Source organism: Streptomyces sp. NPDC002265, from assembly GCF_040296125.1.
Classification (GTDB): domain Bacteria; phylum Actinomycetota; class Actinomycetes; order Streptomycetales; family Streptomycetaceae; genus Streptomyces.
In genome coordinates, this window is sequence record NZ_JBEOWS010000108.1 from 1 (window position 1) to 25929 (window position 25929).

Annotated in this window: 20 protein-coding genes and 2 pseudogenes; 14 read left to right on the forward strand and 8 right to left on the reverse strand. The window is 72.1% G+C overall.

The genetic code is table 11. The features are described from left to right. The 10 genes and pseudogenes from ABT085_RS20215 to ABT085_RS20260 all read left to right on the forward strand — a co-directional run. A partial coding sequence (locus tag ABT085_RS20215; protein WP_502982765.1) for a gamma-glutamyltransferase occupies positions 1 to 776 on the forward strand: 776 nt, incomplete at its 5' end. A 115-nt stretch (positions 777 to 891) separates the two neighbouring features. Further along, positions 892 to 1737 carry an inositol monophosphatase family protein gene (locus ABT085_RS20220; protein WP_351609388.1) on the forward strand — a complete coding sequence of 282 codons (846 nt, stop codon included), beginning with the start codon at positions 892 to 894 and terminating at the stop codon, positions 1735 to 1737. A gap of 301 nt (positions 1738 to 2038) precedes the next feature. Continuing rightward, positions 2039 to 3451: a phytoene desaturase family protein gene (locus ABT085_RS20225; protein WP_351609391.1), complete on the forward strand. Its 1413-nt coding sequence runs from the start codon at positions 2039 to 2041 to the stop codon at positions 3449 to 3451. A gap of 70 nt (positions 3452 to 3521) precedes the next feature. Next, positions 3522 to 3959, forward strand: a pseudogene (locus ABT085_RS20230) (O-acetyl-ADP-ribose deacetylase); the annotation flags it as partial. A 314-nt stretch (positions 3960 to 4273) separates the two neighbouring features. Then, positions 4274 to 8407 (forward strand): bifunctional nitrate reductase/sulfite reductase flavoprotein subunit alpha, encoded by a 4134-nt coding sequence (locus ABT085_RS20235; RefSeq protein WP_502982766.1) that lies wholly within the window; start codon positions 4274 to 4276, stop codon positions 8405 to 8407. A 204-nt stretch (positions 8408 to 8611) separates the two neighbouring features. Continuing rightward, positions 8612 to 10024 carry a dihydrolipoyl dehydrogenase gene (lpdA, locus tag ABT085_RS20240; protein WP_351609401.1) on the forward strand — a complete coding sequence of 471 codons (1413 nt, stop codon included), beginning with the start codon at positions 8612 to 8614 and terminating at the stop codon, positions 10022 to 10024. A gap of 164 nt (positions 10025 to 10188) precedes the next feature. After that, positions 10189 to 11640 (forward strand): hypothetical protein, encoded by a 1452-nt coding sequence (locus ABT085_RS20245; protein WP_351609405.1) that lies wholly within the window; start codon positions 10189 to 10191, stop codon positions 11638 to 11640. Beyond that, complete coding sequence (locus ABT085_RS20250) at positions 11637 to 12146, forward strand: DUF7144 family membrane protein (RefSeq protein WP_351609409.1); 510 nt, start codon at positions 11637 to 11639, stop codon at positions 12144 to 12146. The genes ABT085_RS20245 and ABT085_RS20250 overlap by 4 nt, the downstream gene beginning before the upstream one ends. A gap of 115 nt (positions 12147 to 12261) precedes the next feature. Then, a complete protein-coding gene (locus tag ABT085_RS20255; RefSeq protein WP_351609442.1) occupies positions 12262 to 13731 on the forward strand; it encodes an AlkA N-terminal domain-containing protein in 1470 nt (489 codons plus the stop codon). Between the two features lie 11 nt (positions 13732 to 13742). Next, positions 13743 to 14234, forward strand: a complete 492-nt coding sequence (locus tag ABT085_RS20260) for a methylated-DNA--[protein]-cysteine S-methyltransferase (protein WP_351609412.1) — start codon at positions 13743 to 13745, stop codon at positions 14232 to 14234. On the opposite strand, the gene ABT085_RS20265 is transcribed toward ABT085_RS20260, so the two are convergent. The 4 genes from ABT085_RS20265 to ABT085_RS20280 form a co-directional block, all read right to left on the reverse strand. Next, positions 14231 to 14971, reverse strand: coding sequence for an SIR2 family NAD-dependent protein deacylase (locus tag ABT085_RS20265; protein WP_351609415.1), 741 nt, complete (start codon positions 14969 to 14971; stop codon positions 14231 to 14233). The genes ABT085_RS20260 and ABT085_RS20265 overlap by 4 nt on opposite strands. 119 nt (positions 14972 to 15090) lie before the next feature. Beyond that, positions 15091 to 15396: a DUF1905 domain-containing protein gene (locus tag ABT085_RS20270; protein ID WP_351609418.1), complete on the reverse strand. Its 306-nt coding sequence runs from the start codon at positions 15394 to 15396 to the stop codon at positions 15091 to 15093. Between the two features lie 182 nt (positions 15397 to 15578). Beyond that, entirely contained in the window at positions 15579 to 16172 is a 594-nt protein-coding gene (locus tag ABT085_RS20275; RefSeq protein WP_351609421.1) for a DUF4291 domain-containing protein, read from the reverse strand. Positions 16173 to 16411: 239 nt separating this feature from the next. Then, a complete protein-coding gene (locus tag ABT085_RS20280; RefSeq protein ID WP_351609424.1) occupies positions 16412 to 17020 on the reverse strand; it encodes a hypothetical protein in 609 nt (202 codons plus the stop codon). Positions 17021 to 17456: 436 nt separating this feature from the next. On the opposite strand from ABT085_RS20280, the gene ABT085_RS20285 reads away from it, so the two are divergent. Continuing rightward, positions 17457 to 18362 carry a phosphotransferase family protein gene (locus ABT085_RS20285; protein WP_351609427.1) on the forward strand — a complete coding sequence of 302 codons (906 nt, stop codon included), beginning with the start codon at positions 17457 to 17459 and terminating at the stop codon, positions 18360 to 18362. Positions 18363 to 18528: 166 nt separating this feature from the next. Here ABT085_RS20285 and ABT085_RS20290 read toward each other — a convergent pair whose 3' ends face one another. Both ABT085_RS20290 and ABT085_RS20295 read right to left on the reverse strand, forming a co-directional pair. Further along, positions 18529 to 19329: a hypothetical protein gene (locus tag ABT085_RS20290; protein WP_351609452.1), complete on the reverse strand. Its 801-nt coding sequence runs from the start codon at positions 19327 to 19329 to the stop codon at positions 18529 to 18531. A 234-nt stretch (positions 19330 to 19563) separates the two neighbouring features. Beyond that, positions 19564 to 19767, reverse strand: a pseudogene (locus ABT085_RS20295) (helix-turn-helix domain-containing protein); the annotation flags it as partial. 321 nt (positions 19768 to 20088) lie between these two features. On the opposite strand from ABT085_RS20295, the gene ABT085_RS20300 reads away from it, so the two are divergent. Further along, the gene (locus tag ABT085_RS20300; protein ID WP_351609430.1) at positions 20089 to 20703 is read left to right on the forward strand and encodes a hypothetical protein; all 615 of its coding nucleotides are present in this window, start codon (positions 20089 to 20091) and stop codon (positions 20701 to 20703) included. A gap of 227 nt (positions 20704 to 20930) precedes the next feature. Next, entirely contained in the window at positions 20931 to 21926 is a 996-nt protein-coding gene (locus ABT085_RS20305; protein ID WP_351609433.1) for a hypothetical protein, read from the forward strand. A 48-nt stretch (positions 21927 to 21974) separates the two neighbouring features. Here the strand turns inward: ABT085_RS20305 and ABT085_RS20310 are convergent, their stop codons facing one another. Continuing rightward, on the reverse strand, positions 21975 to 23060 hold the full coding sequence (locus ABT085_RS20310; RefSeq protein ID WP_351609436.1) for a hypothetical protein: 1086 nt from the start codon (positions 23058 to 23060) through the stop codon (positions 21975 to 21977). 83 nt (positions 23061 to 23143) lie between these two features. Continuing rightward, a complete protein-coding gene (locus tag ABT085_RS20315; RefSeq protein WP_351609439.1) occupies positions 23144 to 24223 on the reverse strand; it encodes an ADP-ribosylglycohydrolase family protein in 1080 nt (359 codons plus the stop codon). Between the two features lie 197 nt (positions 24224 to 24420). Between ABT085_RS20315 and ABT085_RS20320 the strand changes: the two genes are divergently transcribed. After that, the gene (locus ABT085_RS20320; protein ID WP_351609449.1) at positions 24421 to 25557 is read left to right on the forward strand and encodes a glycerate kinase; all 1137 of its coding nucleotides are present in this window, start codon (positions 24421 to 24423) and stop codon (positions 25555 to 25557) included. Positions 25558 to 25929: the final 372 nt, after the last annotated feature.

Genomic DNA, 25929 nt, shown 5'->3' on the forward strand with positions numbered 1-25929 from the left:
GCCGCCGTCGGTTCCCTCGCCTTCCCCGTGCTGGGCCCCGTCGGTGTCGTCGCGGTACGCCAGTACGTGGCGGCGGCCGTCCTGCTGACGGTGGCGCGGGCGAGCCGACGGTCGCCGGGGCGGCGGCGACCTCGGCGCCGGGGGAGCCGGAGGTGGCTGCGGACGGCGCCACCCGGGGCGACACCTGCCACCTCGACGTGGTCGACCGCTGGGGCAACATGGTCGCCGCCACGCCCAGCGGCGGCTGGCTCCAGTCCAACCCGGTCGTCCCCGAGCTGGGCTTCCCGCTCGGCACCCGGCTCCAGATGACCTGGCTGGAGGAGGGGCTGCCCAACTCCCTCACCCCGGGCCGCCGCCCCCGCACCACGCTCACGCCGTCGCTCGCCCTGCGGGACGGGGTCCCGGTCATGGCGTTCGGTACGCCCGGCGGGGACCAGCAGGACCAGTGGCAGCTGCACTTCTTCCTCGCCGTCGCGCTGCGCGGGCGGGTGCGCGGCGGTCTCGACCTCCAGGGCGCGATCGACGCCCCGAACTGGCACAACGACGCCTTCCCCGGCTCCTTCTACCCGCGCGGGATGCGGCCGGGCAGCGTCACCGTCGAGTCCCGGATGCAGGCCGAGGTGGTCGAGGGACTGCGGCGGCGCGGTCATGACGTGACCGTCGCCGACGCCTGGTCCGAGGGCCGGCTGTGCGCGGTCGCCCGGGACCCGCAGACCGGGATCCTGTCGGCGGCGGCCAACCCCCGGGGTATGCAGGGGTACGCGGTCGGGCGCTGAGACGGACGGTTCCGCGGGGCCGGCACCGGGAAGCGGAACCGGGTATTCATGGTGATTCCACCCGCCGTACACCGAACCGGAGGGGATTGTCAGTGGTACGTGGTCTTATGGAGGCATGATTCAAGACACGGAAACCATCGACGAGTTTCTCGCCCGCCGCTCCGTCGACGTCGAACAGGCGATCCGCGAAGCGGCCGCGGCCGAGATCATGCCGCGCTTCCGCAGGCTCGGCGCGAACGACATCGACCAGAAGAGCGGTCCCCACGATCTGGTCACGGACGCCGACCGCAACGCCGAGCGCTACCTGACGAAGGAACTCGCCGCCCTGCTGCCCGGCTCCGTCGTGGTCGGCGAGGAGGCGGTCGACGCCGACCCCGCGACGTACGAGGCGATACAGGGCGACGCGCTGGTCTGGATCGTCGACCCGGTCGACGGCACCCGGCAGTTCGTCCACGGCGACGACGGCTTCTGCACCCTGGTCGCGCTAGTGCACCGCGGCACCCTGCTCGCCTCCTGGACCTACGCGCCCGTCCGCGGCCAACTGGCCACGGCCGTAAGGGGCGGCGGTGCCTTCCTGAACGGCGAGCGGCTGTTCGCCGGCCCGCCCGCACCCGGCCGCGACCTGGAGATCGCCACCTCCCACCCGGACTACACCACGGACGCGCAGAAGCGCGCCCTGCTGGGCCTGTGGACGGACGGGGTCGCACCGCGCCCCTGCGGATCGGCGGGACTGGAGTATCTCGCCGTGGCCCGCGGCGAGTTGGATGCGACTGCCTTCTCCTGGGAAGCCGCGTGGGATCACGCGGCCGGCCTGCTGCTGGTCGAGGAGGCGGGCGGCGCCCACCTGACCCTCACCGGCGAGCCGTTCCGGGTCACCGGCGGCAACACCCTGCCGTTCACGGCGGCGCGGGACGCGGCCACGGCCCGACGGGTGCGCGGGCTCCTGACGGGCGAAGCCTGACCGGTCCTGCCGACGGGGATCGCACGGGAGCCCGCCCCGGGTGTCCGACCAACGTGTGCGACCTGCGTGTCCGGCCTTCGTGTCCGGCCATGTGTCTGACGCACGCGTTTGACCCAGGTGTCCGATCCCGGTGCCGCTGCCGGTGTCCGGACCGCGGTCCGCCCGGGTCCGGTCCGATGTCGGCGCCGCACCCGCCGCGTCACGCCGTCGATCCCACCCGCGCCGTGAACGCTGTCAGCCCCCCGGCATATCCTGATGCCCAGTGGCCGTCGGCTGACGAAGGAGTCCGAAGGTGCCGTCGATGCTCGATGCGGTCGTGGTGGGTGCGGGGCCGAACGGGCTGACCGCTGCCGTGGAGCTGGCCCGCCGCGGCTTCTCCGTGGCCCTCTTCGAAGCACGTGACACCGTGGGCGGCGGAGCCCGCACGGAAGAGCTCACCCTTCCCGGCTTCCGGCACGACCCCTGCTCGGCTGCGCACCCGCTCGGCATCAACTCCCCGGCCTTCCGGGCGATGCCGCTCGAACGCTACGGCCTGGAATGGCTCCACGCCGAGCTGCCCATGGCGCACCCCTTCACCGACGGCACCGCCGCCGTGCTGTCCCGCTCGGTCGCCGAGACCGCCGCCTCCTTCGGGCCGCGTGACGCGGGTGCGTACCGCAGACTCGTCGAGCCGTTCCTGCCCCGCTGGGACGGCCTCGTCCGCGACTTCATGGCCCTGCCACTGTCCGCGCTGCCCCGCGACCCGGTCACCCTGGCCCGCTTCGGACTCGCCGGCCTGCCGCCGTCCACCTGGCTGACCCGCCGCTTCCACGACGACCGGGCCAAGACCCTGTTCGCGGGCCTCGTCGCGCATGTCATGGCCCCGCTGGACGGGGTGGCCACCAGCGCCGTCGGCCTGGTCTTCGCCCTCGCCGCCCACGCCCGCGGCTGGCCCGTGGCCCGCGGCGGCTCCCAGTCCGTCTCCGACGCCCTCGCCGCCTACCTGCAAGACCTCGGCGGCACCCTGCACACCGACTACGAGGTCAAGCGGCTCGACGACCTGCCGCCCGCCCGCGCGTACGTCTTCGACACCTCGCCCACCGCGCTGGCCCGTATCGCGGGCCTCGGCCGCACCTACGAGGGATACCGGTACGGGCCCAGCGCCTTCAAGATCGACTACGCGCTGGACGGACCGGTGCCGTGGACCGCCCCCCAGGCGCGGGTCGCCGGCACCGTACAGATCGGTGCGAGCAGCGCGGAGATCGGCGCGGCGCTGCGCGCGGCCTCCCGGGAGGGCCGCGCACCGGAGAGACCGTTCCTGATCACGGTGCAGCCCGGCGTCGTGGACCCCGGCCGGGCCCCGGAGGGCAAGCAGGTCTTCTGGGCCTACGGTCATGTGCCCAACGGCTGGACCGGCGACCTCACGGACGCCATGGAACGCCAACTGGAGCGCTTCGCGCCGGGCTTCCGCGACCGTGTCCTGGCCCGTGCCGTCGCCGGTCCGCGCGAACTCGCCGCCCGCAACGCCAACTACGTGGGCGGCGACATCGCCACCGGCGCCGCTTCCGGACTCCAGATCATGCTGCGGCCGAAACTGTCGCTGCACCCCTACAACACCCCGCACCCGGCCGTGTTCATCTGCTCCCAGGCCACCCCGCCGGGGCCCGGCGTGCACGGCATGTCCGGACACAACGCGGCGAAGGCCGTCTGGCGCAGGCTGCGGCAACAGCCCTGACCGGGCGGCCTTTCCCGGCGCGCCCGTGTGCGCGGCCGGGTCCGGCGGCCGAGCTGGTATAGAGACGGGCATGACCACGATCACGCTCGTCCGGGGCGACATCACCCGGCAGTCCGTCGACGCCGTCGTCAACGCCGCGAACTCCTCGCTGCTCGGCGGCGGTGGTGTCGACGGCGCCATCCACCGCCGGGGCGGCCCCGCGATCCTGGAGGACTGCCGACGGCTGCGCGCCTCCCGGTACGGCAAGGGCCTGCCCACCGGCCGGGCGGTCGCCACCACCGCGGGCGAACTGGACGCCCGCTGGGTGATCCACACCGTCGGCCCGGTCTGGTCGGCCGACGAGGACCGCTCGGCGCTGCTGGCCTCCTGCTACCGGGAGTCACTGCGGGTGGCCGACGACCTCGGGGCCCGTACCGTCGCGTTCCCGGCGGTGTCCACCGGCATCTACGGCTGGCCGATGGACGACGGCGCCCGGATCGCGGTGGAGACCGTGCGCGCCGCCGGCACCTGGCGGCCGCCGGCCTCGACTGAGAGGCGCCTGGCGGCCGCCCGCCTCGACTCAGGGGCGCTGGCCTGGGGGCAGCCCGGCCGACGGGTCGGCCCGCCGCCCGCTCACATCGGCCGCCGCCCGCGTGTGCGCCGGGATTAACCCCCGGTGATCAGCCCACGAGACGTGCGTGTAATCCGCCCTTCGTACGGTCACGGAAGGTCGAAACCGGGCCGATCATCGGAGAGGGGGCGCCCGTGACCGCGCCGGACTCGCAGAACGCAAGCACGTCGAAGGTGCGGACGGTCTGCTCGTACTGCGGTGTCGGCTGCGGCATGGTCCTCGACGTCGGCCGCGGCCCGGACGGCCGCCGTACGGTCCTGAAGGCGTCCGGCGACAAGGAGCACCCCGCGAACTTCGGCCGGCTGTGCACCAAGGGCGCCACCACGGCCGACCTGCTGTCCGCCCCCGGGCGGCTGACCACGGCCCTGGTGCGGTCGGACCGCGGGCAGGAACCGGAGCCCGCCCCCGTGGACGCGGCGATAGCCGAGACCGCGCGGCGGCTGCGGGCGATCGTCGACGAGCACGGGCCCGACGCGGTCGCCCTCTATGTCTCCGGGCAGATGAGCCTGGAGGCCCAGTACCTGGCGAACAAGCTGGCCAAGGGGTATCTGCGGACCAACCAGATCGAGTCCAACTCCCGGCTGTGCATGGCCAGCGCGGGCACCGGCTACAAACTCTCGCTCGGCGCGGACGGCCCGCCCGGCTCCTACCGGGACCTCGACCTGGCGGACGTCTTCCTCGTCATCGGCTCGAACATGGCCGACTGCCACCCCATCCTCTTCCTGCGCATGATGGACCGGGTGAAGTCGGGCGCCAAGCTCATCGTCGTGGACCCGCGACGCACCGCGACCGCCGCCAAGGCCGACCTGTTCCTCCAGGTCAAGCCGGGTACGGACCTGGCCCTGCTGAACGGCCTGCTGCACCTGCTGCACGCGGACGGCCACACCGACCCCGCGTTCGTCGCCGCGTACACCGAGGGCTGGGAGGCGATGCCCGAGTTCCTCGCCGACTATCCGCCGGCCACCGTGGCCGAGCTCACCGGCGTCGCGGAGGACGACCTGCGCGAGGCCGCCCGGCTGATCGGCGAGGCGGGGGAGTGGACCAGTTGCTGGACGATGGGCCTCAACCAGTCCACACACGGCACCTGGAACACCAACGCCCTGGTCAACCTGCACCTGGCGACCGGCGCGATCTGCCGTCCGGGCAGCGGCCCGTTCTCCCTGACCGGCCAGCCCAACGCCATGGGCGGCCGGGAGATGGGCTACATGGGCCCCGGACTCCCGGGCCAGCGGTCCGTCCTGGTCGACGCCGACCGCGCCTTCGCCGAGGAGCTGTGGGAGCTGCCGCCGGGCACGATCCGGGCGGACGGCGTCGGCAAGGGCACGGTCGAGATGTTCCGGAAGATGGCCGACGGCGAGATCAAGGCCTGCTGGATCATCTGCACCAACCCGGTCGCCTCCGTCGCCAACCGCAGGACGGTCATCGAGGGACTGGAGGCCGCCGAGTTCGTCGTCACCCAGGACGTCTTCACCGACACCGAGACGAACGCGTACGCCGACGTCGTCCTGCCCGGCGCCCTGTGGACCGAGACCGAGGGCGTCCTGATCAACAGCGAGCGCAACCTCACCCTCGCCCAGCCCGCCGCCGACCCGCCGGGCGAGGCGACGGCCGACTGGCGGATCATCGCGGCCGTGGCCCGCGCGATGGGCTACGAGGACGCGTTCTCCTACACCGACGCCGAGCAGATCTTCGAGGAGATCAAGCGGGCCTGGAACCCGGCTACCGGCTACGACCTGCGCGGAGTGAGCTACAAGCGGCTGCGCTCCACCCCCGTGCAGTGGCCCGCCGCCACCGCCGACGGCCCCGACCGCAACCCCGTGCGCTACGTGAACGAGGACGGCACGCTCACCTTCCCCACCGCGAGCGGCCGCGCCGTCTTCCACGCCCGCCCGCACCTTCCGCCCGCCGAACTGCCCGACGACGATTACCCGTATCTCCTCAACACCGGTCGGCTCCAGCACCAGTGGCACACGCTGACCAAGACGGCGAAGGTGGCCAAGCTGAACAAGCTCGACCCCGGACCGTTCGTGGAGGTGCATCCCGGGGACGCGGCCGCACTGGGCATCGCCGACGGCGACTCGGTGGAGGTCGCCTCGCGGCGCGGCCGTGCGGTACTGCCCGCGGTGGTCACCGACCGGGTGCTCCCGGGGGCGTGCTTCGCGCCGTTCCACTGGAACGACCTGTTCGGGGAGTACCTGAGCGTCAACGCCGTGACGAGCGACGCCGTCGACCCGCTCTCCTTCCAGCCCGAGTTCAAGGTGTGCGCGGTGTCCCTCACCCGGGTGTCCACTCCCGTCACGGTGCAGCGCCCGGCCACCGCGGCGACCGCCGGGAGTGCGGCGGTCGGCACCCCGGCTCCCGGCGCCACCGCCGCGGGCCCGGCCGGCACCGCCTCCGGCGCCCTCGCCGTGGCCGCGTCCGCGGCCCCCTTCGGTCTCGCCCCGGCACCGCCGCCGGTGCTGTCCGAGCGCGAGCGCCTGTACCTCACCGGCTTCCTCGCCGGTATCCCCTCCGGCACGCCCGGCGTCCCGGTGCTCCCGCCGGACGCGCCCTTCACCCCCGAGCACGCCCTGTGGGTCAACGGCACCCTCGCCGGCATGTACTCGCGGATCGCGGCCGCCGCCCCGCCGGAGCTCCCGGCCCCGTCGGCCCCGGCCCGCGAGGTGCTGATCCTGTGGGCCTCGCAGACCGGCAACGCCGAGGACTTCGCCGCCGCCACCGCGGACCGGCTCACCGCGGACGGCCACAGCGCGTCCCTCGTCGCCATGGACGAGACCGACCCCGGCGCACTGCCCTCCGGCGCCGACCTCCTGCTGATCACGAGCACGTTCGGCGACGGCGACGCCCCCGACAACGGCACCGGCTTCTGGGACAGCCTCACCGCCCCCGACGCCGGGCGTCTGGAGGGGCGCCGCTACGCCGTGCTCGCCTTCGGGGACTCCTCGTACGACGACTTCTGCGGGCACGGTCGACGGCTCGACCTGCGGATGGACGAGCTGGGCGCGCTGCGTCTCGCCCCGCGCACGGACTGCGAACCGGACTTCGAGAGCAGCGCCGAGGCCTGGCTGGACCAGGTGCTCGCCGCCCTCGCCTCCGCACACCCGGCCCCCGCACCCCCTGCCCCGGCCTCCGCCGCCTCCGCCGTCCCCGTGTCCCCCGCCGCGGTCGCCTCCCGTTCCCGGCGGCCCGCCCCGGTCACCGCCCGCCTCACCGGCAACCGCCTGCTGAGCCGCCCGGGTTCGGACAAGGAGGTGCGCCGCTTCACCTTCGACACCCGCGACAGCGAGACCCCGCTCGTCTACGAGACGGGCGACGCCCTCGGGGTCCGCCCGCTCAACTCCCCTGCCCTGGTGCGGGAGTGGCTGACCGTCACCGGTCTGGACGGTGCCGTGCCCGGACGGGACGGCACGCTCGGCGCGTCCGCCGCGGACCCGGCCGTGCACCTCGACGGACTGGGCGAGACGCCCTTCGGCGAGGCCCTGCTGCGGCATCTGGACATCACCCGCATCACCCCGGACCTGCTCCGTTTCGTCGCCGAACGCGCCCGCGACCCGCGGGAGTTGAGGCGGCTGCTACGCCCGGACAACAAGGGCGAGCTGGCGAAGTGGTCCTGGGGCAGGCAAGCCGTCGACGTGGTCGCCGAGTTCGGCGTACGGGCCGGAGCCCAGGAGTGGGCCGCGGTCCTCGGCCGGCTGCAACCGCGCCTGTACTCCATCTCCTCCAGCCCGCTCACCGACCCGCACCTGGTCTCCCTGACGGTCTCCGTCGTCCGGTACGAGAACCTGCACGGCCGCCCCCGCCACGGCGTCTGCTCCCCGTTCCTCGCCGACGCCGAGCCCGGCACCCCGGTGCCGGTCCACGTCCAGCGCGCACCGCACTTCCGCCCGCCCGCCGACTCCGGCACACCCGCCGTGATGATCGGCCCCGGCACCGGTGTCGCGCCCTTCATCGGCTTCCTGGAGGAGCGCCGCGCGGTCGGTCACCGGGCCCCCAACTGGCTCTTCTTCGGCGAGCAGCACCGCGCCACCGACTTCTACTACGAGGAGGAGCTGGCCGCCTTCCGGGCCGACGGCACCCTCACCCGCCTGGACACCGCCTTCTCCCGCGACCAGCGTGCCAAGGTCTATGTGCAGGACCGGATGCGCGAGCACGGCCCCCAGCTGTGGTCCTGGCTCCAGGACGGCGCTCGCTTCTACGTCTGCGGCGACGCCTCGCGCATGGCTAAGGACGTCGACCGGGCCCTGCGGGACATCGCCGCCGTCCACGGCGGACTCGGCGAGGCCGAGGCGGCGGCCTACGTCAAGCAACTCGCCGCCGACAAGCGCTACGTCCGCGACGTCTACTGACCGTCCCCCGGCCCTTCGCCGGCAGGCTCGAACCGAATCGCTCACGCGGCGCGCCGCCGGACCGTGTGGCGGGAACGTGGCCGGGACGAAACAATCCGTGAGGCGCAGGGGCAGACCTCACCGCCCGCTCCGGCCGGCGTGCCGTTCCGGCGACGGTACGACGGGCAGTACGAAAAGACCCAAGAGACCGAAAAGGAATTCCTCATGGTCGAGCAGGACGATCGCTTCGACGTCGTGGTCCTCGGCGCGGGCCCCGGCGGCTATGTCGCAGCGGTGCGCGCCGCCCAGCTGGGCAAGCGCGTCGCCGTCGTCGAGGAGAAGTACTGGGGCGGCGTCTGCCTCAACGTGGGCTGCATCCCCACCAAGGCCCTGCTGCGCAACGCCGAACTCGCGCACATCTTCACCCGCGAGGCCAAGACCTTCGGCATCAAGGTCGACGGCGAGGTCTCCTTCGACTACGGCGAGGCGTTCCGGCGCAGCCGCCGGGTCGCGGACGGCCGGGTCAAGGGCGTGCACTACCTGATGAAGAAGAACAAGATCACCGAGCTCGACGGCCGCGGCACCTTCCTCGACCCGCACACCATCCAGGTCGCCGGGTACGACGGAGAGGTCCGCACGATCGGCTTCGACCACTGCATCATCGCCACCGGCGCCACGCCCCGGCTGCTCCCCGGCACCCGCCGCACGTCCCGGGTGGTCACCTACGAGGAGCAGATCCTCGCCGAGGACCTGCCGCAGTCGATCGTCATCGCGGGCGCCGGGGCCATCGGCATCGAGTTCGCCTACGTCCTGCACAACTACGGCGTCAAGGTGACGGTCGTCGAGTTCCTGGACCGTGTCGCGCCCCTGGAGGACGTCGAGGTCTCGGCCGAACTCGCCAAGCAGTACCGCAAGCTGGGCATCGGCGTGCTCACCTCGACCCGGGTCGAGTCCATCGACGAGTCGGGCCCGCAGGTCCGGGTCACGGTCACCGGCAAGGACGGCACCCAGCAGGTCCTGGAGGCCGACAAGGTCCTCCAGGCGATCGGCTTCGCGCCCAATGTCACCGGCTACGGCCTGGAGAACACCGGGGTGCGCGTCACCGAGCGGGGCGCCATCGACGTGGACGGCCGCTGCCGTACCTCCGTGCCGCACATCTACGCCATCGGCGACGTCACCGCCAAGCTGATGCTCGCGCACGCCGCCGAGGCGATGGGCGTGATCGCCGCCGAGACGCTAGCGGACGCGGAGACGATGGAACTGGACTACGTGATGATCCCGCGGGCCACCTACTGCCAGCCGCAGATCGCCAGCTTCGGCTACACCGAGGCGCAGGCCCGGGAACTGGGCCACGACGTGAAGGTGGCGAAGTTCCCCTTCACCGCGAACGGCAAGTCGCACGGCCTCGGCGACACCACCGGCTTCGTGAAGCTGATCAGCGACGCGAAGCACGGCGAGCTGCTCGGCGGTCACCTGATCGGCCCCGACGTGACCGAGCTGCTGCCCGAGCTGACCCTGGCCCAGCAGTGGGACCTCACCGTCCACGAGGTCGCCCGCAACGTGCACGCCCACCCGACCCTCGGAGAGGCGGTCAAGGAGGCGGTGCACGGCCTGGCCGGCCACATGATCAACATGTGAGCCCCGCCCCCGCCACCTGCTCCACGCCCCGGCGGGCCCGTTCACCCGGACGGCCCGCAGCGTTCGCCGCCGCCGCACGGGCGGGATCTCCTGACATCCACCGGACAAGTGCCGTGGCACCAGTGCCACCGCGCCGGCAGTACCGATGGATGAGGGAGGCCGCCATGCCGGACAGCCCCGCCTCCGGCCCGGACCCGTCCGACCGGGGCGGACCCGACCCCGGTGGGCCCGGCCGGGGTGGCTCCGACCGGGGCGGACCCGGCCCGGACGTCTCCCACGCCGAACTGGAGAAGCTGCGCACGCGGATCGCGGCGCTGGAGGCTGGGCGATCCGCCCCGCGCCCGGAGCACCACCCGGTGCGCGCGTTCGTCGCCACCGTGCTCGTCGTCCTCGGCTGTCTGCTCGCCCCGCTCGGCGTGCTCGCCGCCTGGACCTCCAGCATCGTCGGCGACACGGACCGCTATGTGCAGACGGTCGCCCCGCTCGCCTCCGACCCCGACATCCAGAACGCCGTGGCCGACCGGGTCACCGACGCCGTGATGAAGCACCTCGACCTGCCCGCACTGCTGCAAGGGGCGGCTCCGGACCAGCGGCCCCTGCTGGAGAAGGCCCTGGGCAAACTGGGCAACTCCCTGGAGGGCGCGGTCGGCAGCTTCGTGCACGACAAGGCGAAGGCGGTCGCCGCCTCCGACGTCTTCGCCCGGATCTGGACCGAGGCCAACCGCAGGGTCCACAGCAGTCTGGACAAGGCGCTGACGGGCAGCGGCGGCGGCGCGGTGAAGCTGGAGAACGACGCGGTCACCATCGACCTCGCCCCGGTCGTGGACCAGGTCAAGACCCGCCTCGTCGACTCGGGCATGACGGTCGCGGGGAACATCCCCGAGATCCACACGAACATCACCGTCGTCCAGTCCAAGGACATCGGCAAGGTCAAGACGTACTTCCGGCTGCTCCAGATCGCCGGTGACTGGCTGCCCGTCCTCGCGGTGCTGCTGGCCGTGGCGGGCGTCCTGCTCGCCACCCACCGCCGCCGCACCCTGATCGTCGCGGCCCTCTGCTTCGCCTTCGCCACGCTCCTGCTGGGCATCGCGCTGAGCGTCTTCCGGTTCGTGTACCTGGACCACCTGCCGAGCGATGTCTCGCAGCCCGCCGCGGCATCCGTGTACGACGTGCTCACCCGCTTCCTGCACACCTCGGTCCGTGCGGTGGTCGCCGCCTGCGTGGTGATCGCCGTAGCCGCCTGGCTGACCGGACCCCAGCGCCACGCCGGACTCGTACGGCAGCTGTGGCACTCCGGCATCGGCGCGGCCCGCACCACCGCCGACCGGGCGGGAATGCGTACGGGGCCGGTCGGGCCGTTCGTGCACCGCTACCGCACCTGGATCACCTGGATCCTGGTCGCCGCGGCGGTCCTGGCGTACGTCCTGTGGTCGTACCCGACCGGCTGGGTCGTGATCGGCCTCGCCCTCGCCCTGCTCTTCGCGCTGTGCGTCGTCGACTTCCTGGACGAGACCGACGCGGGGCGGGCACCTGCCGACGGGGGACCGCCGGCCGACGGAGGAGCCCCGCTCGACGGGGGACCGCATCAGGGGGGACCCGAAAGGACGACCGCATGAGCCAGGACGCAGCCCACCCCACCGGCGACCCGGGCGCAGGCCAGGCCCGCGGTCCCGGCGGCGCCCGGCCCGACGACATCGGCACCCCGTGGAACCGCCCGCCGGACGGCACCGCCGCCTCGCGGGAGCGGGACAGCTGGGTCAGCGGCGGTGTCACCTTCGCCGGGGTCCTGATGCTGTGCAGCGGTGTGCTGTCGGCCCTCCAGGGCATCTCGGCGATCGCCCGGGACGATGTCTTCGTCCGCACCGGCGCCTACATCTACGCGATGGACCTCACCGGCTGGGGCTGGATCCACCTGATCATCGGAGTGCTGCTGGCCGTCACCGGCGGGGGCCTGCTCAAGGGGATGGCCTGGGCCAGGATCGCGGGAATCTGCTTCGCCGCGCTCAGCCTCGTCGCCCAGTTCCTGTTCCTGCCGTACGCGGTCTTCTGGCCGATCACCATGATCGCGATCGACCTGTTCGTGATCTGGGCGCTGCTCTCCCGTCAGGAGGGAGCGGGCTGACCGGCCGGCACCTGCCGGCGATCCGCGGACGTCCTGCACAGCCGACGCCGATGTCGGATTCCCGCCAGCCCCGGCCCGTCCCGTGCCGGATGCTGGACACATGCCGAACAACGGGATGCACACCGACCGGGCACGCTGCGTGCGCGCCGTCCAGTCCAAGGACGCGCGCTTCGACGGCTGGTTCTTCACCGCCGTCGTGACCACCCGCATCTACTGCCGGCCCAGCTGCCCGGCCGTGCCGCCCAAGCCGGAGAACATGACGTTCTTCCCGAGCGCGGCCGCCTGCCAGCAGGCCGGCTTCCGGGCGTGCAAGCGCTGCCGCCCCGACACCAGCCCCGGATCCCCGCAGTGGAACCAGCGCGCCGACCTGGTCGCTCGCGCCATGCGGCTCATCGCCGACGGGGTCGTGGACCGCGAGGGCGTACCGGGTCTGGCCGCGCGGCTCGGCTACAGCCCCCGCCAGGTCGAGCGCCAGCTGCTCGCCGAGCTGGGCGCCGGACCGCTCGCCCTCGCCCGAGCGCAGCGCGCCCAGACCGCCCGGCTGCTGATCGAGACGACCGCGCTGCCGATGGCGGAGATCGCCTTCGCCGCCGGTTTCTCGTCCATCCGCACCTTCAACGACACCGTCCGCGAGGTCTTCGCGCTCGCCCCGAGCGAACTGCGCTCCCGCCGTCCGAGGACGTCGGCCGCCCTGACCCCCGGTGTCCTCACCCTCCGCCTGCCGTTCCGCGCCCCGCTCAACCCCGACAACCTCTTCGGCCACCTGGCGGCGACGGCCGTACCGGGCGTGGAGGAGTGGCGGGACGGCGCCTACCGGCGCACGCTGCGGCTGCCGTACGGGCACGGCATCGTGGGGCTGACCCCGCGGCCCGACCACATCGCCTGCCGCCTCACCCTCAGCGATCTGCGCGACCTGCCCGTGGCCATCAGCCGCTGCCGCCGCATGCTCGACCTGGACGCCGACCCGGTCGCGGTCGACGACCATCTGCGCACCGACCCGGTCCTCGCACCCCTCGTGGACAAGGCCCCGGGGCGACGGGTCCCCCGTACCGTCGACGAGGCGGAGTTCGCCGTACGGGCCGTGCTCGGCCAGCAGGTCTCCACGGCCGCCGCCCGCACCCACGCGGCCCGCCTGGTCGTCGCGCACGGCGAACCGGTCGAGGACCCCGAAGGCGGCCTCACCCACCTGTTCCCGTCACCCGAGGCGCTGGCCGGCCTCGACCCCGAGACGCTGGCGATGCCCCGCACCCGCCGTACGACCTTCACCACCCTCGTCACCGCACTCGCCGAGAAGTCGATCCACCTGGGCATGGACAGCGACTGGCAGGAGACCCGGGAGCGCCTGCTGGCCCTCCCCGGCTTCGGCCCCTGGACGGTCGACGTCATCGCCATGCGCGCCCTGGGCGACCCCGACGCCTTCCTCCCCACCGACCTCGGCATCCGCCGCGCCGCCCAGGAGCTGGGCCTGCCCTCGACCTCGGCGGCGCTGACCGCCCGCGCGGCGGCCTGGCGCCCCTGGCGGGCCTACGCGGTCCAGTACCTCTGGGCGACGGACAGCCACCCGATCAACTTCCTGCCCGTTTAAGGACATTCACCATGAACCCCGTCCGGCACCACACCGTCATCGACAGCCCGTACGGCCCCCTCACGCTCGTCGCCGACGACGGCGTGCTGAGCGGCCTCTACTTGACCGAGCAGCGCCACCGCCCGCCCGAGGAGTCCTTCGGCACGCACGACGCCACCGCCTTCGGCGAAACCGAGGAACAGCTGGAGGCCTACTTCTCCGGCGAGTTGAAGGAGTTCACCCTCGAACTGCGCCTGTCCGGGACGTCGTTCCAGCAGACCGTCTGGGACCAGCTGCGTGCCATCCCGTACGGGGAGACCCGCACCTACGGCGAACTGGCCGACGCTCTCGGCAATCCCAAGGCCTCCCGCGCGGTGGGCCTGGCGAACGGCAAGAACCCCATCGGTATCATCGTCCCCTGCCACCGCGTCATCGGCGCGAGCGGCAGCCTCACCGGCTACGGCGGTGGCCTGGACCGCAAACAGCGCCTGCTGGACTTCGAACGCGGAACAGCTCTGTTCTAGGCCTGACTGTCCGCATCGGCGAGCCCGCGCAACAGCGCGGGCAGCGCCGTCCCGATCGGCTCCCGTACGACCTCGTCAGCGATCTCGTCGTACGGCGTCGGCTCGGCGTTGACGATGACCAGCCGTGCCCCGTGGTCCGCTGCGACCCCCGCGAGCCCGGCGGCGGGCTGGACCTGGAGGCTGGTGCCGACGGCGATGAACACCTGGCAGGCCTTGGTGATGGCGAGCGCGTCACCGAGCACGACCGGGTCGAGGCGTTCGCCGAACATCACGGTGGCCGACTTGAGGATCCCACCGCACTCCAGGCACGGCGGGTCGTCCTCACCCGCCTCGACGCGGGCCAGGGCGTCCTCCATGGACCCCCGTGCATGACACTTCGTACAGACGAACTTCCGCGCGGTGCCGTGCAGTTCGACGACCTTGCGGGCGGACAGCCCGGCGAGCTGATGCAGCCCGTCCACGTTCTGCGTGATCACCCGTACCGGTACCCCGGCCCGCTCCAGTTCGGCGACGGCGAGGTGCGCCGCGTTCGGCTCGGCCAGCAGCGCCCGGTTCTCGCGCCGCATCTGCCACGACCGCCGCCGGATCTCCGGATCACCCATGTAGTACTCGTACGTCACAAGCTTCTCGGCCTCGGGATCCCGTCGCCACAGCCCGTTGGGTCCGCGGTAGTCGGGGATACCGGAATCGGTGGAGACACCGGCACCACTGAGGATGGCGACGAGAGGCTTGTTCATGGGCCCGAGAGTAGGACGCTTGTCTGCTCCGAGCGAGTGGATATCGGAGTGAGGTCCGAGCCGGCTTGCTGTGCTGGTTGGCGAGATCCACATCGCCCACGGGTGCCGGGACCGTGAATCTAGCGGGGTTGGGGTTCGGCGAGGTGGACTGTCATTCTCACCGTCACGTCGTCTCCCGCCGAGAGGCCGCTCGGCTTGCGCACGGCCACCTTGAGCGGCAGCAGATAGCCGCCGTCCCTGGGGAAGAGGGACGTCTGGAAGACGACCTCACCGATCCGGGCCTCGACCGGGATCACGCCCCAGCCGTAGCTGGCCATCGCGGCCACCTCGCGGATGTCGGCGGACTCCTCGTCCGGAACACGGACGAAGTAGTACGGCGACGGTCCGCGCCATTCGATCACTCGGCCGGAAAAGTCGAACTCCATGCGGCCGGTCTCCTTCCCTGAGGACGGTCAGGACGTGTGCGACGGATCCGGCAAGGACTCCGGTCCTCTCACCCCTCGACGAGGTACGTTACGGCGCCATCGAGACTGCGCGTTCGTCGTCCCCGTCGGCGGCGGATCGCCCGCTCAACCGGTCGGCCCGGCGGTTGTGCCCGGATCGGCGGTCAGGGACGCAGGTGGGCCAGCAGTTCGTCACCGGCGGGGTACCCCTGCTCCTGGGGGAGCAGGCGGGTGGCCGAGTCCAGTTCGCCGTTCCTGACGAGTGCGTGGATCTCGTGGGCGAGCGGGGTCATGTCGCTGATGGACACGATCCACTCGTCCGCGTAGCGCGACGACGCCTCACCCGAGAGCCCCAGTTGCAGCGAGCGGTGCGGCAGGGCACGCAGGTGCAGATCGCGTTCGGGATCCCACTGGACACGGGCCGGTGCCCGCTTGAGTTCACGCTGCCAGGTGTTGCGATCGGGGTGCAGTCCGCGAACGTAATGGGACAGGCAGGCATGGCGCAGCGCCCAGTCGAAGCCGTCCCGGGTGATCTCGACGGCGAGGACGGTCTCCTGACCTTCCTTCGTACCCCAGCCGGAGCGGTACATCATCCACATGAAACTGGGTTTGATCCACGTCATGCGATCGGGCTTCCACGCGGCGGGGAAACGGCCCTTGCGGGCCGCGGGTCCGCCGATCTCCGGGCGGTACGCCTGGTAGACGGTGATCGTGGACGCCGTGTGGAGCGCGCGGATCCTGCGGTGCGGTTCTTCCATGGCGTACAGCGTGGGCTCGGCCGGCTCGGGCGACCACCGATTTTCGCCCCGTTGCGCGATCCGACGGAGCACGCCTGTCGTAGACGGCAGGCAACTGCCCGTGTGGGCCGGGAGCGTTCGGCACATGGAGCGGCATCTCGGCCATGCCGTACTCGAACGCCGACTGCGCCGAAGCCCTGTGGGTCCGGCGCATGCGTTATCGGCGTTCTCCCGAACCGGGACCGAGAGGTGACGTCGCCTCAGATCGTCGGGGTGTCGTCGACAACCGGCCTGTGAATCTCAACGACCGGCTTCCAGCCTGCGGAGAATTCGATGAAGTCCGCACGGGTGGGGTAGGTGTCGATCGCGCGACGGTCACGCTTGGGACTGTCGCCCCCCTTGCGCCCCCGGGGAATCTGCTCCTCGAAGATGTCGACCTTGACGTCGGGAACCTCCTTGAGGCCCTGGCGCCAGATCTGCACGATGTCGGCGCCGAACGCCTGCCGGGCCGCGGCGTAAAGGGCCGTGAGGGCCCCCTTGTCCCCGCCAGGGACGAAAAGTGCCAGGTCCAGCACGACGCCGGCGGACTGGAGGACCTCGATGGTCACCGGGCCGTTCTCGTCGGCCAAGTAGATTCCGGCTTCGTTCTCGTCGTCGGGAAGGCAGGAGATCTCTTCCTGGAATACGGTCCTCGCCGTGATCGAGCCGCCCTCGAAATTCTCACCGGGCTTGGTCAGAAAAGCAGGGACATAACAGCCAGGAAGCTTGAGTTCTGCCGTGTCGGCGGAAATGAAGAGCCTGTCCTTCACACCGAGCTTCGTCACCTCTTCCAGCGAGAGGCGGCGAGCGGCGATCTTCTCCGTGTTCACGATTTCCCTTTCAGGTTGCACTGTCCCTCTGAACAGGGACGCTACCACGAAACCATGAGGTCAACTGCCCAGTAATCTTTGGGTAAATGGCCCCGATGACCTGCGCGGGAGGATGCCGAAGCGAGTGCCACTGGGTCGGGAACGCGCCCCGCCAGGCAGTGTCGCTCGCCATGGTGTTGAGGATCGACTGGCGGTTGCATTTAGGTGCGTTGGGTGGCGCGGGGTAGCTAGAAGAGGGTTTGCGGTTGATATCACACATATCGCCCATATCTCTTTCGGGGAGATGGCGGGGAGATGGCGGCGGGGTAAGGCGATCCATTCGTCGTGCGTCTCGAAGAGTGCGGCGGAGACAAACCGGATGCTCCGACGGCGCAACAGCAGAGACCCCCACCGGCAGGTGCCGACGCCGGGATGACGTGATTGGTACGGTCCCCGCATGACCAGTCGCAGCCGCGGCCGCATCGCGGACGTGTGTGGTGTCGTGGTCGCGCACATGCCCGACTGGCGGGTCGAGTCCGTCGTGCCGCTCGGCGAGGGCCTGGACAACCGGGCGTACGAGGTCAACGGTGAGCTGATCGTGCGCTTCAGCAAGGAGCCCGATCCGGTACGGCGGAGCGCCCTGGTGAGCCGCGAGGCCCGCGTGCTTGCCGCCGTCGCCGACATCTCGCCGCTGCCGGTCCCCGTACCGACGTTCACGGTCGCGGAGCAGGGATGTCTGGCCTACCGCAGACTGCCCGGCGCGCCACTGCTGGACATGTCGCGGCACCGGCGATCGGTCCACGGCGCGTCGATCGGAGCAACGCTGGGCGAGTTGCTCACCGCGCTGCACGCCGTTCCGATCGAACGGCTGGCCGATCTCGTGGACGTGGACCACCAGCCGCCGGCCGAGTGGCGGCGAGAGGCCATGGAGAACTATGGGACGGTGGCCCGTCAGGTACCGGCAGCGCACCGCCGTTCCGTCGAGGCGTTCTTGGCCGCCGCACCACCGCACGACGCACACACCCCGGTGTTCTCCCACAACGATCTGGGGATCGAACACGTCCTCGTCGACCCGGTCGCCTGGACGGTGACCGGCGTCATCGACTGGAGCGACGCGGCGGTCGTCGACCCGGCGTGCGACTTCGGGCTGCTGTACCGCGATCTCGGCTCTGCCGCTCTCCGCGCCGCCATCAGCAACTACCGAACCGACGCCGACGCCGACGACCTCGCGGCTCTCGGCGAGCGCGCCGCGTTCTACGCCAGGTGCAGTCTGCTCGAGGACCTGGCATACGGCATCGGGACGCAACGCCGCACGTACGTCGACAAGAGCCTTGCCGCGATGGCGTGGCTGTTCCCGTCATAGGCGCCTCGTCGCCTCTCGAGCGACGCCGGCAGACCTCGCAGCGACGCGACGTGCGCGCCCAGCTCCTCCGTGCGCCGTAGCGCCTCTTCGGCTTCCCGTCGACGCTGCTGCTGACGTCGCGTCTCGGCCCGGACGCCGGCAGATCCAGTAGAGCGACGACTCATGTTCACGAGGAGCCGGTTCGGGGCGGTTCCGGGATCCAGTGCCGGGGTGAACCGGCGTACGTGTAGCGCGGCAGGCCCGTGACAGCGACGGTGCGGAAGGGGCGGCCGTGGTCGTCGATCCGTATCGTGCCGACGCGTCCCTGCGAGGACCAGTCGAGGTCGAGGTACCACTCGCAGGCGCAGTACCCGGTCCGTGCCGTGACCCGCAGCACCTCCGGGTCCTGCACGGAGACCCGGTACGGGAACCGCCGTGCCGGCACGGTCACGTCCCCCCTGCTCCCGGGCATCGCCAGGGCAACGGGATCGGGGGCGTCGAGACCCACCTCGAAGTACCTGGGCGTGATGCCTCCGCCGCAGCCCGCGGACATGTCGTAGTCGAAGGCCCCGCCGCCGGGCGGTGCGGCGCGGTGTACGACCCGCACGTGCAGTGCCTCCAGGACGACGGCCGAGGAGGTACGCCCCTGCACCGCCACCCGCACGGTCGCCTCCCCGCCGTGCACCGCGTCCTGGGCGTTCGCCCACGCCTCGGCGTCCTCGACGGACGGCGGCGGCGGGACCTGTCCCGGGGGCCTGTCGATGACGTAGTCGTGGCCGCAGTCGTCCTCCCACACATGGGAGTTCACCGTCCAGGTGAACGGGGTGGCCTGGACGGACGGCCGTACCCGGACCGCGGCGGGCGACGTCGACGGGCCGTGGTGCGGTGATGCCCCGCCGCCGGGCGAACCCCGGTCCGGGAACCCGGGGAACGCCGACAGCCCCGCAGCGGTCAGCCCGAACACGGCGCCCAGGACCATGGAAACCACGGCCGGGCGCCGTCGCCGCCGGGCACGCGAAGACCGCACATCCGTCGCTTCGGGCGCCGCTTCCGACGATGGAGATGGCGATGGAGATGGCGATGGGGATGGCGACGGGGACAGTGACGGCGATGGTGACGGTGGTGCGGGGCGCGCGGGTGTCACGCCCGGTACCGGCCGGGTACGGGACCGCCGACGCTCCGCGACGGCGAGGATCCACCGCCGGTGCAACTCCACACGCTCCCGGGACGAGGCCCCGCACAGCACAGCGAAACGTTCCACCACGGCGAACTCCCGTGGCACCGCCTCTCCCGAGCAATAGCGGTACAGCGTGGAGACGTTCATGCCCAGGCACCGGGCGAGATCCGCGTAACTGCGATCCGTACGGGCCTTCAGACCCGTCAGCAGCTCCGCGAACCCCGTCGCCTCCTCGTCGGCTGCTGCCACGACCCGCGCCCACCTCTGCTCGTATCAGACCGCTCCATTCCGGAACGGCATCCCAGGCAACCCATATCTCTGCACGTCAACAGGCCTGAGACGGTTCCACTGTTGCGGATCGGACATCGGCGGTTGCCACTCGCCGCCGTCGCCGACGATGCTCTTGGTGTCGCCCCGAGCAGTACGGCCCCACCCGGCCGGCAGGTTCACCACAGCGGCATCCACACCACCCACCCGTCCCCGGGGACACCCATGTCCGAGCGCATTCTCAAGGCGCGTCCGGCAGTCCCGTGCGACGGTGCCCACCGACTCGGAACGAGGAACACCCACATGCACGGCAACACGTCCGGACGCCGCCGCGTCCGCCGTATCGCAGCCATCACCGCCGGCCTCGCGCTGGGCCTCGGACTCGGCGCGGCAGCCCAGGCCTCCGCCGCCGGGTCACAGACCGTCAACGGCAAGCCCGCCCAATCGGTTTCGTCCACCACGTTCTCCGGCGCGGGGGAGACGCTGCCCGCCCGCCGGATGGCCAAAGTGCTGAAGTCCCTGCTGCCCAAGGGCGGGAAGATCTCCGACGAGTTCAGCCAGGACGGCTACGCCCAACTGGTCTGGAACGACGGCCACGGCAAGAGCATGATCGGCGTGAACGCCCAGCCCGACATGGGCGACGTCCTCGGCGGGCACATGGGCTGCGAGGGCGAGTACATCGAATGCCAGGCACTGGTCCTGGCCGACGGCACCCTGCTCAAGCGGGTCAAGCGGGCTTCCGAGAAGGGCGGTTCCGCCGTGGTCTGGGTGGTCGACACCCTCCACCCCGACGGCCGCCGGGTCGTCATCCAGGAGGTCAACGCCGCCACCGAGGGCGGAGCCGTCACCCGGCCGGAGCCTCCGCTCACCCTCGACCGGCTCCAGACCATCGCGCTCGACCCCCGCTGGGCGGGCTGAGCCGGGAGCGGTGATCCCGGTTGCCCGGTCCGGAGGTTGAGGCCCCGGACCGGGCAGCCGGATGGACCTTCGAGCGGTACAACCCTTTTGCGGTGCCGTGAGTCTCCGTTCGGCGATCACGTTGTGATCGCGCTGACGAGGAGACGATCATCATCGCCATACGCAAGACCCTGACTGCCACCGCGGTTGCCGGAGCCGTCCTGGCAGGTTCGGCCGCCTGCGGCACCGTGGAGCAGCTCTCCGCCGGGAAGAAGCTCGACAACGCCTTCGAGAAGCTCTCCGAAAAGAAGGCGATCTCCTTCGAGTTCGATCTCGACACCGACGCGCAGAGCCTGAAGGCGCTGGACGCCTCGTCGGACCCGGAGCCCGGGGAGGAGATGCCCGACGACGTCGCCGAGATGTTCAGCGGCGCGAAGGTCAGTGTCACCGTGCAGTCGAAGAAGCCGATCGCGGAGTCCGGGGAGAAGGACTACGTCGGCACGGCGCTGAAGATCAGCAACAAGGACGGCGTCCTCACCGAGTACCGGGTCGTCGGCGACTACACCTACATCCGCTCCGACGTGAACGCCCTCGGCAAGGCGATGGGCTTTCCCGCACCGTCGGCGAAGGACCTGCCGCCGGAGGCGAACGGGCTCAAGAAGGTGCTCCAGGGCGAGTGGGTGAAGATCAGCACCAAGGACATCCAGAAGAGCACCGCCGAGCTGGGGGCGGAGCCGGGCGCGAAGCCCGCGCCGGAACCCACCCTCGATGCCGAGACGCAGAAGCAGTTGCTGGAGGCACTGCGCGGGACGATCGCCCGCGAGGTCGACTTCAGGACCGTCGACGGCAAGGACGGTGCCGAGCACGTCATCGCCACCGCTCCGTTCCGTACGCTGATCAGCAAGCTCCTCGGCGCGATCCGTCCGTTCGCGAAGGACTTGCCGATGGGTACGGAGCTGCCCACGGACAAGGACCTCAAGGACGCCCCGAACGCCAAGGTCGCGGCCGACTTCACCCTGAAGAACGGCGAGCTGACCGAGGTCTCCGTCGACCTCGCCAAGCTGGCCGAGAACGCGAAGGTGAAGAAGCTGGGCCTGGTGATGCGGATGACCGACGGCCCGACGCCCACGGCCCCGGCCGGCGCCACCGAGCTGGACGTCGACGAGCTCCTGGGCGGGTTCGGCGCCGCGATGATGGGCGGGGACGCCTTTCCCGAGGACGCCTTTTCCGTCGAGGGTCTGTGAGCGAGGCCCGACAGGGGTCGCCCGGCCGCGTTCACGGACCCCACCCGGTCAGGAGGACCGGCTGATCCCGTCGCCGGGCGACGTGCGGGCGAACCAGGTCCGCGTCTCGCCCGGGGGCAGGACACGGGTCAGCTCGGCCGTTCCCGGGAGATGCGGGAAGAACCGGTCGGCGTTCCAACTGCGCCGGTACATCGGCTCGTCGAGCACGAGCAGACGGCGTCCCTCCACCACGGGGATGTCGTCGGGCAGCCCCTCGTTCCAGATCCGTCCGCCGTCCGGGGCGAGGAGTTCGAAGGCTCCGGTCGCGACGACCTGGGTGCGTCCCTCGGCCGGCTCCGGGTCCGTGGCCAGGCGGACGCTCTCCGCCGACGGCGCATCGCCGGGTATGTGACCGCCGCCGACGAGGACGTGGGCGAGCAGCGTGTGCAACTGGAAGTTGTCCCCGATGCCGCCGATGCGCACCTCGAACCCGGTCCCGGTGGGCCTGTGCAGCACCACGAGGGGTTCGTCGTCCAGCACCGCCAGCGCATGGGCCAGGCACTTGAGATCATGCCGCTCCAGGGCCGCGAGGTCGCGGCAGGCGGGGAGGAGCGCGGCCGAGTGCCGTCTGCGCACCTCGACACTGCGGCACAGCACGGCCAGGGCGGGCGGCTGCCACTTCTCGACCGAACACCAGGCCAGCGCGAGCCGCGTGGCCTTGTACTCGTCGCAGTCCAGGCGGGCCGGCAGCGCGTCGTCGATGATCTCCTCGTCCGGCTCCGGAAGTTCGTCATCGGCTGCGCCGGCGGCGGTCCAGCGGCGGGCGAACTCCAGGGCGTCGAGCAGGTCCAGGTGGACGCCGTCGAGGATCGGCTCGGCGCAGGCCGCCGGGTCGGCCCCGCGCTCGACGCAGAGGCCGGCCGCCGTCGCCAGCAACGGCCGCGGGCCGGTGGGCGGGAAGGCGGGGAGCAGCGCCGCCAACCGGGGCCCTGCCAGGACGCGTTCGGCGTCCGACGCCGACTGCACACCGTTGATCATGGCGCTGAAGGCGCGCCCGGTGCGGTCACCGTCACGAGCGGCGACGGCCTCCTCCAGCTCGGACACCATGGCGGCGAGGTTCGAAGCCTTCCGCTTCCTCTTGAAGATCACCGGCATACCTTAGGCCGGAGGCCCGTCCCGCGTCATCGGATCAAGACGTGCGGATCACGGGGACATGATGAGGTACCCCCGGTGGATGGTCAGGCGGGCGGGGACGCTTCGGTCAGCCGGACCGTCCGGGCCGCGAGGTCGGTGATCCTGGCGCCGTCGAAGCCGAAGACCGCGCTGCGGACCGTGTCGCGCAGCGGGTCCTTCCACCGGGCGGGGATGGCGTCCGCCCCGGTCAGCACACCGGCCACCGAGCCCGCCGTCGCGCCGTTGGAGTCGGTGTCCAGGCCGCCGCGCACGGTCAGCGCGATGGTCCGGGTGAAGTCGCCCTCCCCGTACAGCAGCCCGGCGGTCAGGACGGCGGCGTTCGGGACGGTGTGGATCCAGCCGAGGCCCGCGGTCTCCTCGGACAGCGTGGAGAGGGTGTCCTCCCAGCTCAGCCGGGTCTCGTGCAGCGAGGCGACCCGGCGCACGGTACGGGCCAGCCGGCTGCTCGCCGGGATCACCGTCAGCGCGGTGTCCACGGCGTGCCGCACGGTGGGCGCCGTGAACGCCGCCGCGATCAGGGCCGCGGCCCACATCGCCCCATACACCCCGTTGCCGGTGTGCGACAGCACCGCGTCCCGGCGCGCCAGCGCGGCCGCGCGCTGCGGGGCACCCGGGCAGGTCCAGCCGTGGATGTCGGCACGGATCAGCGCACCGATCCACTCCTGGTACGGGTTCTCGTACGTCGCCGTGAGCGGCGGCTTGAGGCCGTTCGCGAGGTTGCGGTACGCGACCCGCTCGGCGGTGAACGTCTGGTGGTACGGCAGCCGCAGCAGCCAGAGGTCGCCGACCTGCTCGGTGGTGAAGCCGAAGCCGTGGGTCTCCAGCAGGTCGAGGCCGAGGATCGCGTAGTCGACGTCGTCGTCGCGGCAGCTGCCGTCCACCCGGCCGCGGACACAGCTGCGCCACTCGGGACGCAGCAGCGCCGCGTCGTCCTCGCTCGCCGGCTCGGGGAGGTAGTCGGTGAGCGGCAGGGCGTCGGCCCGCCGCAGATAGCCGTCGATACGGTCCCGCGTCCACAGGTCGCCCTGCTCGACCGGCTTGCCGAGCATGTTGCCCGCGATCCGGCCCAGCCAGCCGCCGAGGACGCGGTCGGCGAACCGCGGCCCGTTGCCCACAGAGGTCATGGCTTCGGTCTACCCGATTCCGGGGACCGCCGCTCGGCCGCGCGCGGCGCCCGGCACAGCGGTCCGCCAGGAGATTCCCAGGGTTCGGGCTGGGCATGACGGCGGGCGTGCGCTCCGGTTAAGGTCGCAACGGCGCGACTGGCCCCGACGTGCACGGGCCCGGAGAGCAAGGGGAGTTCGACGTGGCGGACGCAGGCGTGGACAGCATCCGGCGGGTGCTTGTCGCCGCGGACAAGTTCAAGGGGTCGCTGACGGCCGTGGAGGTCGCCGAGCGGGTGACGGCCGGGCTGCGCCGGGTCGTGCCGGACCTCCGGGTCGAGGCACTGCCGGTGGCCGACGGCGGCGACGGCACCGTGGACGCGGCGGTCGCCGCCGGGTTCGAGCGGCGGGAGATCCGGGTCGCCGGCCCCCTCGGGCAGGAGGTGACGGCCGCGTTCGCGCTGCGCGGCGACACCGCGGTCGTGGAGATGGCGGAGGCCAGCGGGCTGCAACGACTGCCCGCTGGTGTCCTCGCCCCGCTCACGGCGTCGACGTACGGCTCCGGGGAACTGCTGCGCGGCGCGCTGGACGCGGGAGCGCGGACGATCGTGTTCGGGGTCGGCGGGAGCGCCACCACCGACGGGGGCGCCGGGATGCTGTCCGCGCTCGGAGCGCGCTTCCTGGACGAGGAGGGCGAGCCGGTGCCGCCCGGCGGCGGTGGGCTGGACGGCCTGGCGCGGGCGGACCTGTCGGGTCTCGACCCGCGGCTGGACTCGGTCGAGCTGGTGCTCGCCAGCGACGTCGACAACCCGCTCACCGGCCCGAAGGGCGCGCCCGCGGTCTACGGTCCGCAGAAGGGGGCCTCGCCGGACGACGTGGAGGCGCTCGACGCCGCCCTGGCCCACTACGCGAAGGTGCTGGAGGCTGCGGTCGGCGTGCGTGCCGCCGAGCACGCGGTGGCGCCCGGGGCGGGGGCGGCGGGCGGTGTCGGCTACGGCGCGCTGCTGCTCGGCGCGCGCTTCCGGCCCGGCATCGAGGTGATGCTCGACGTCCTCGGCTTCGCGCCCGCGCTGGAGCGGGCCGACCTGGTGATCACCGGTGAGGGTTCGCTGGACGAGCAGACCCTGCACGGCAAGGCGCCGGCCGGTGTCGCGGCGGCCGCCCGCGCGGCGGGCAAGGAGGTCGTCGCCGTGTGCGGCCGGCTCGCGCTGCCGCCCGAGGCGCTCGGCCGGGCCGGGATCCGGCGGGCGTACCCGCTCACGGACGCCGAGCCGGACGTGGCGACCTGCATCGCCGAGGCGGGACCGATCCTGGAGCGGGTCGCGGCGGCGATCGCACGGGACTTCCTGACCTGACAGGCCCGGGGGCCGCCCGCTTCCGGGCCGCCCCCGGGCCCCGCCGGGTGTCGCGCTCCGGCCCGCGGCCCTCCGGCCTTCGGTCCGCCCGTTCCTCGGCCGCGCGCCTCCCGGGCCCCTCCGGGTTGCCTGTCCCCGGGCCGCCTCCGAGCCCCGCCGGGTGTCGCCCTCCGGTCCGTCCGCCCCTGGGTCCGCCCGCCCTGGGCCGCTCCGGCCTGCCTGCCTCCGGTCCGCCTGTGCCCGGCCGCTCCGGTCCGCCTGCCCCTCCGGCCCCTTCGGTCCGCCCGCCCTGGGCCGCTCCGGCCTGCCTGCCTCCGGTCCGCCTGTGCCCGGCCGCTCCGGTCCGCCTGCCCCTCCGGCCCCTTCGGTCCG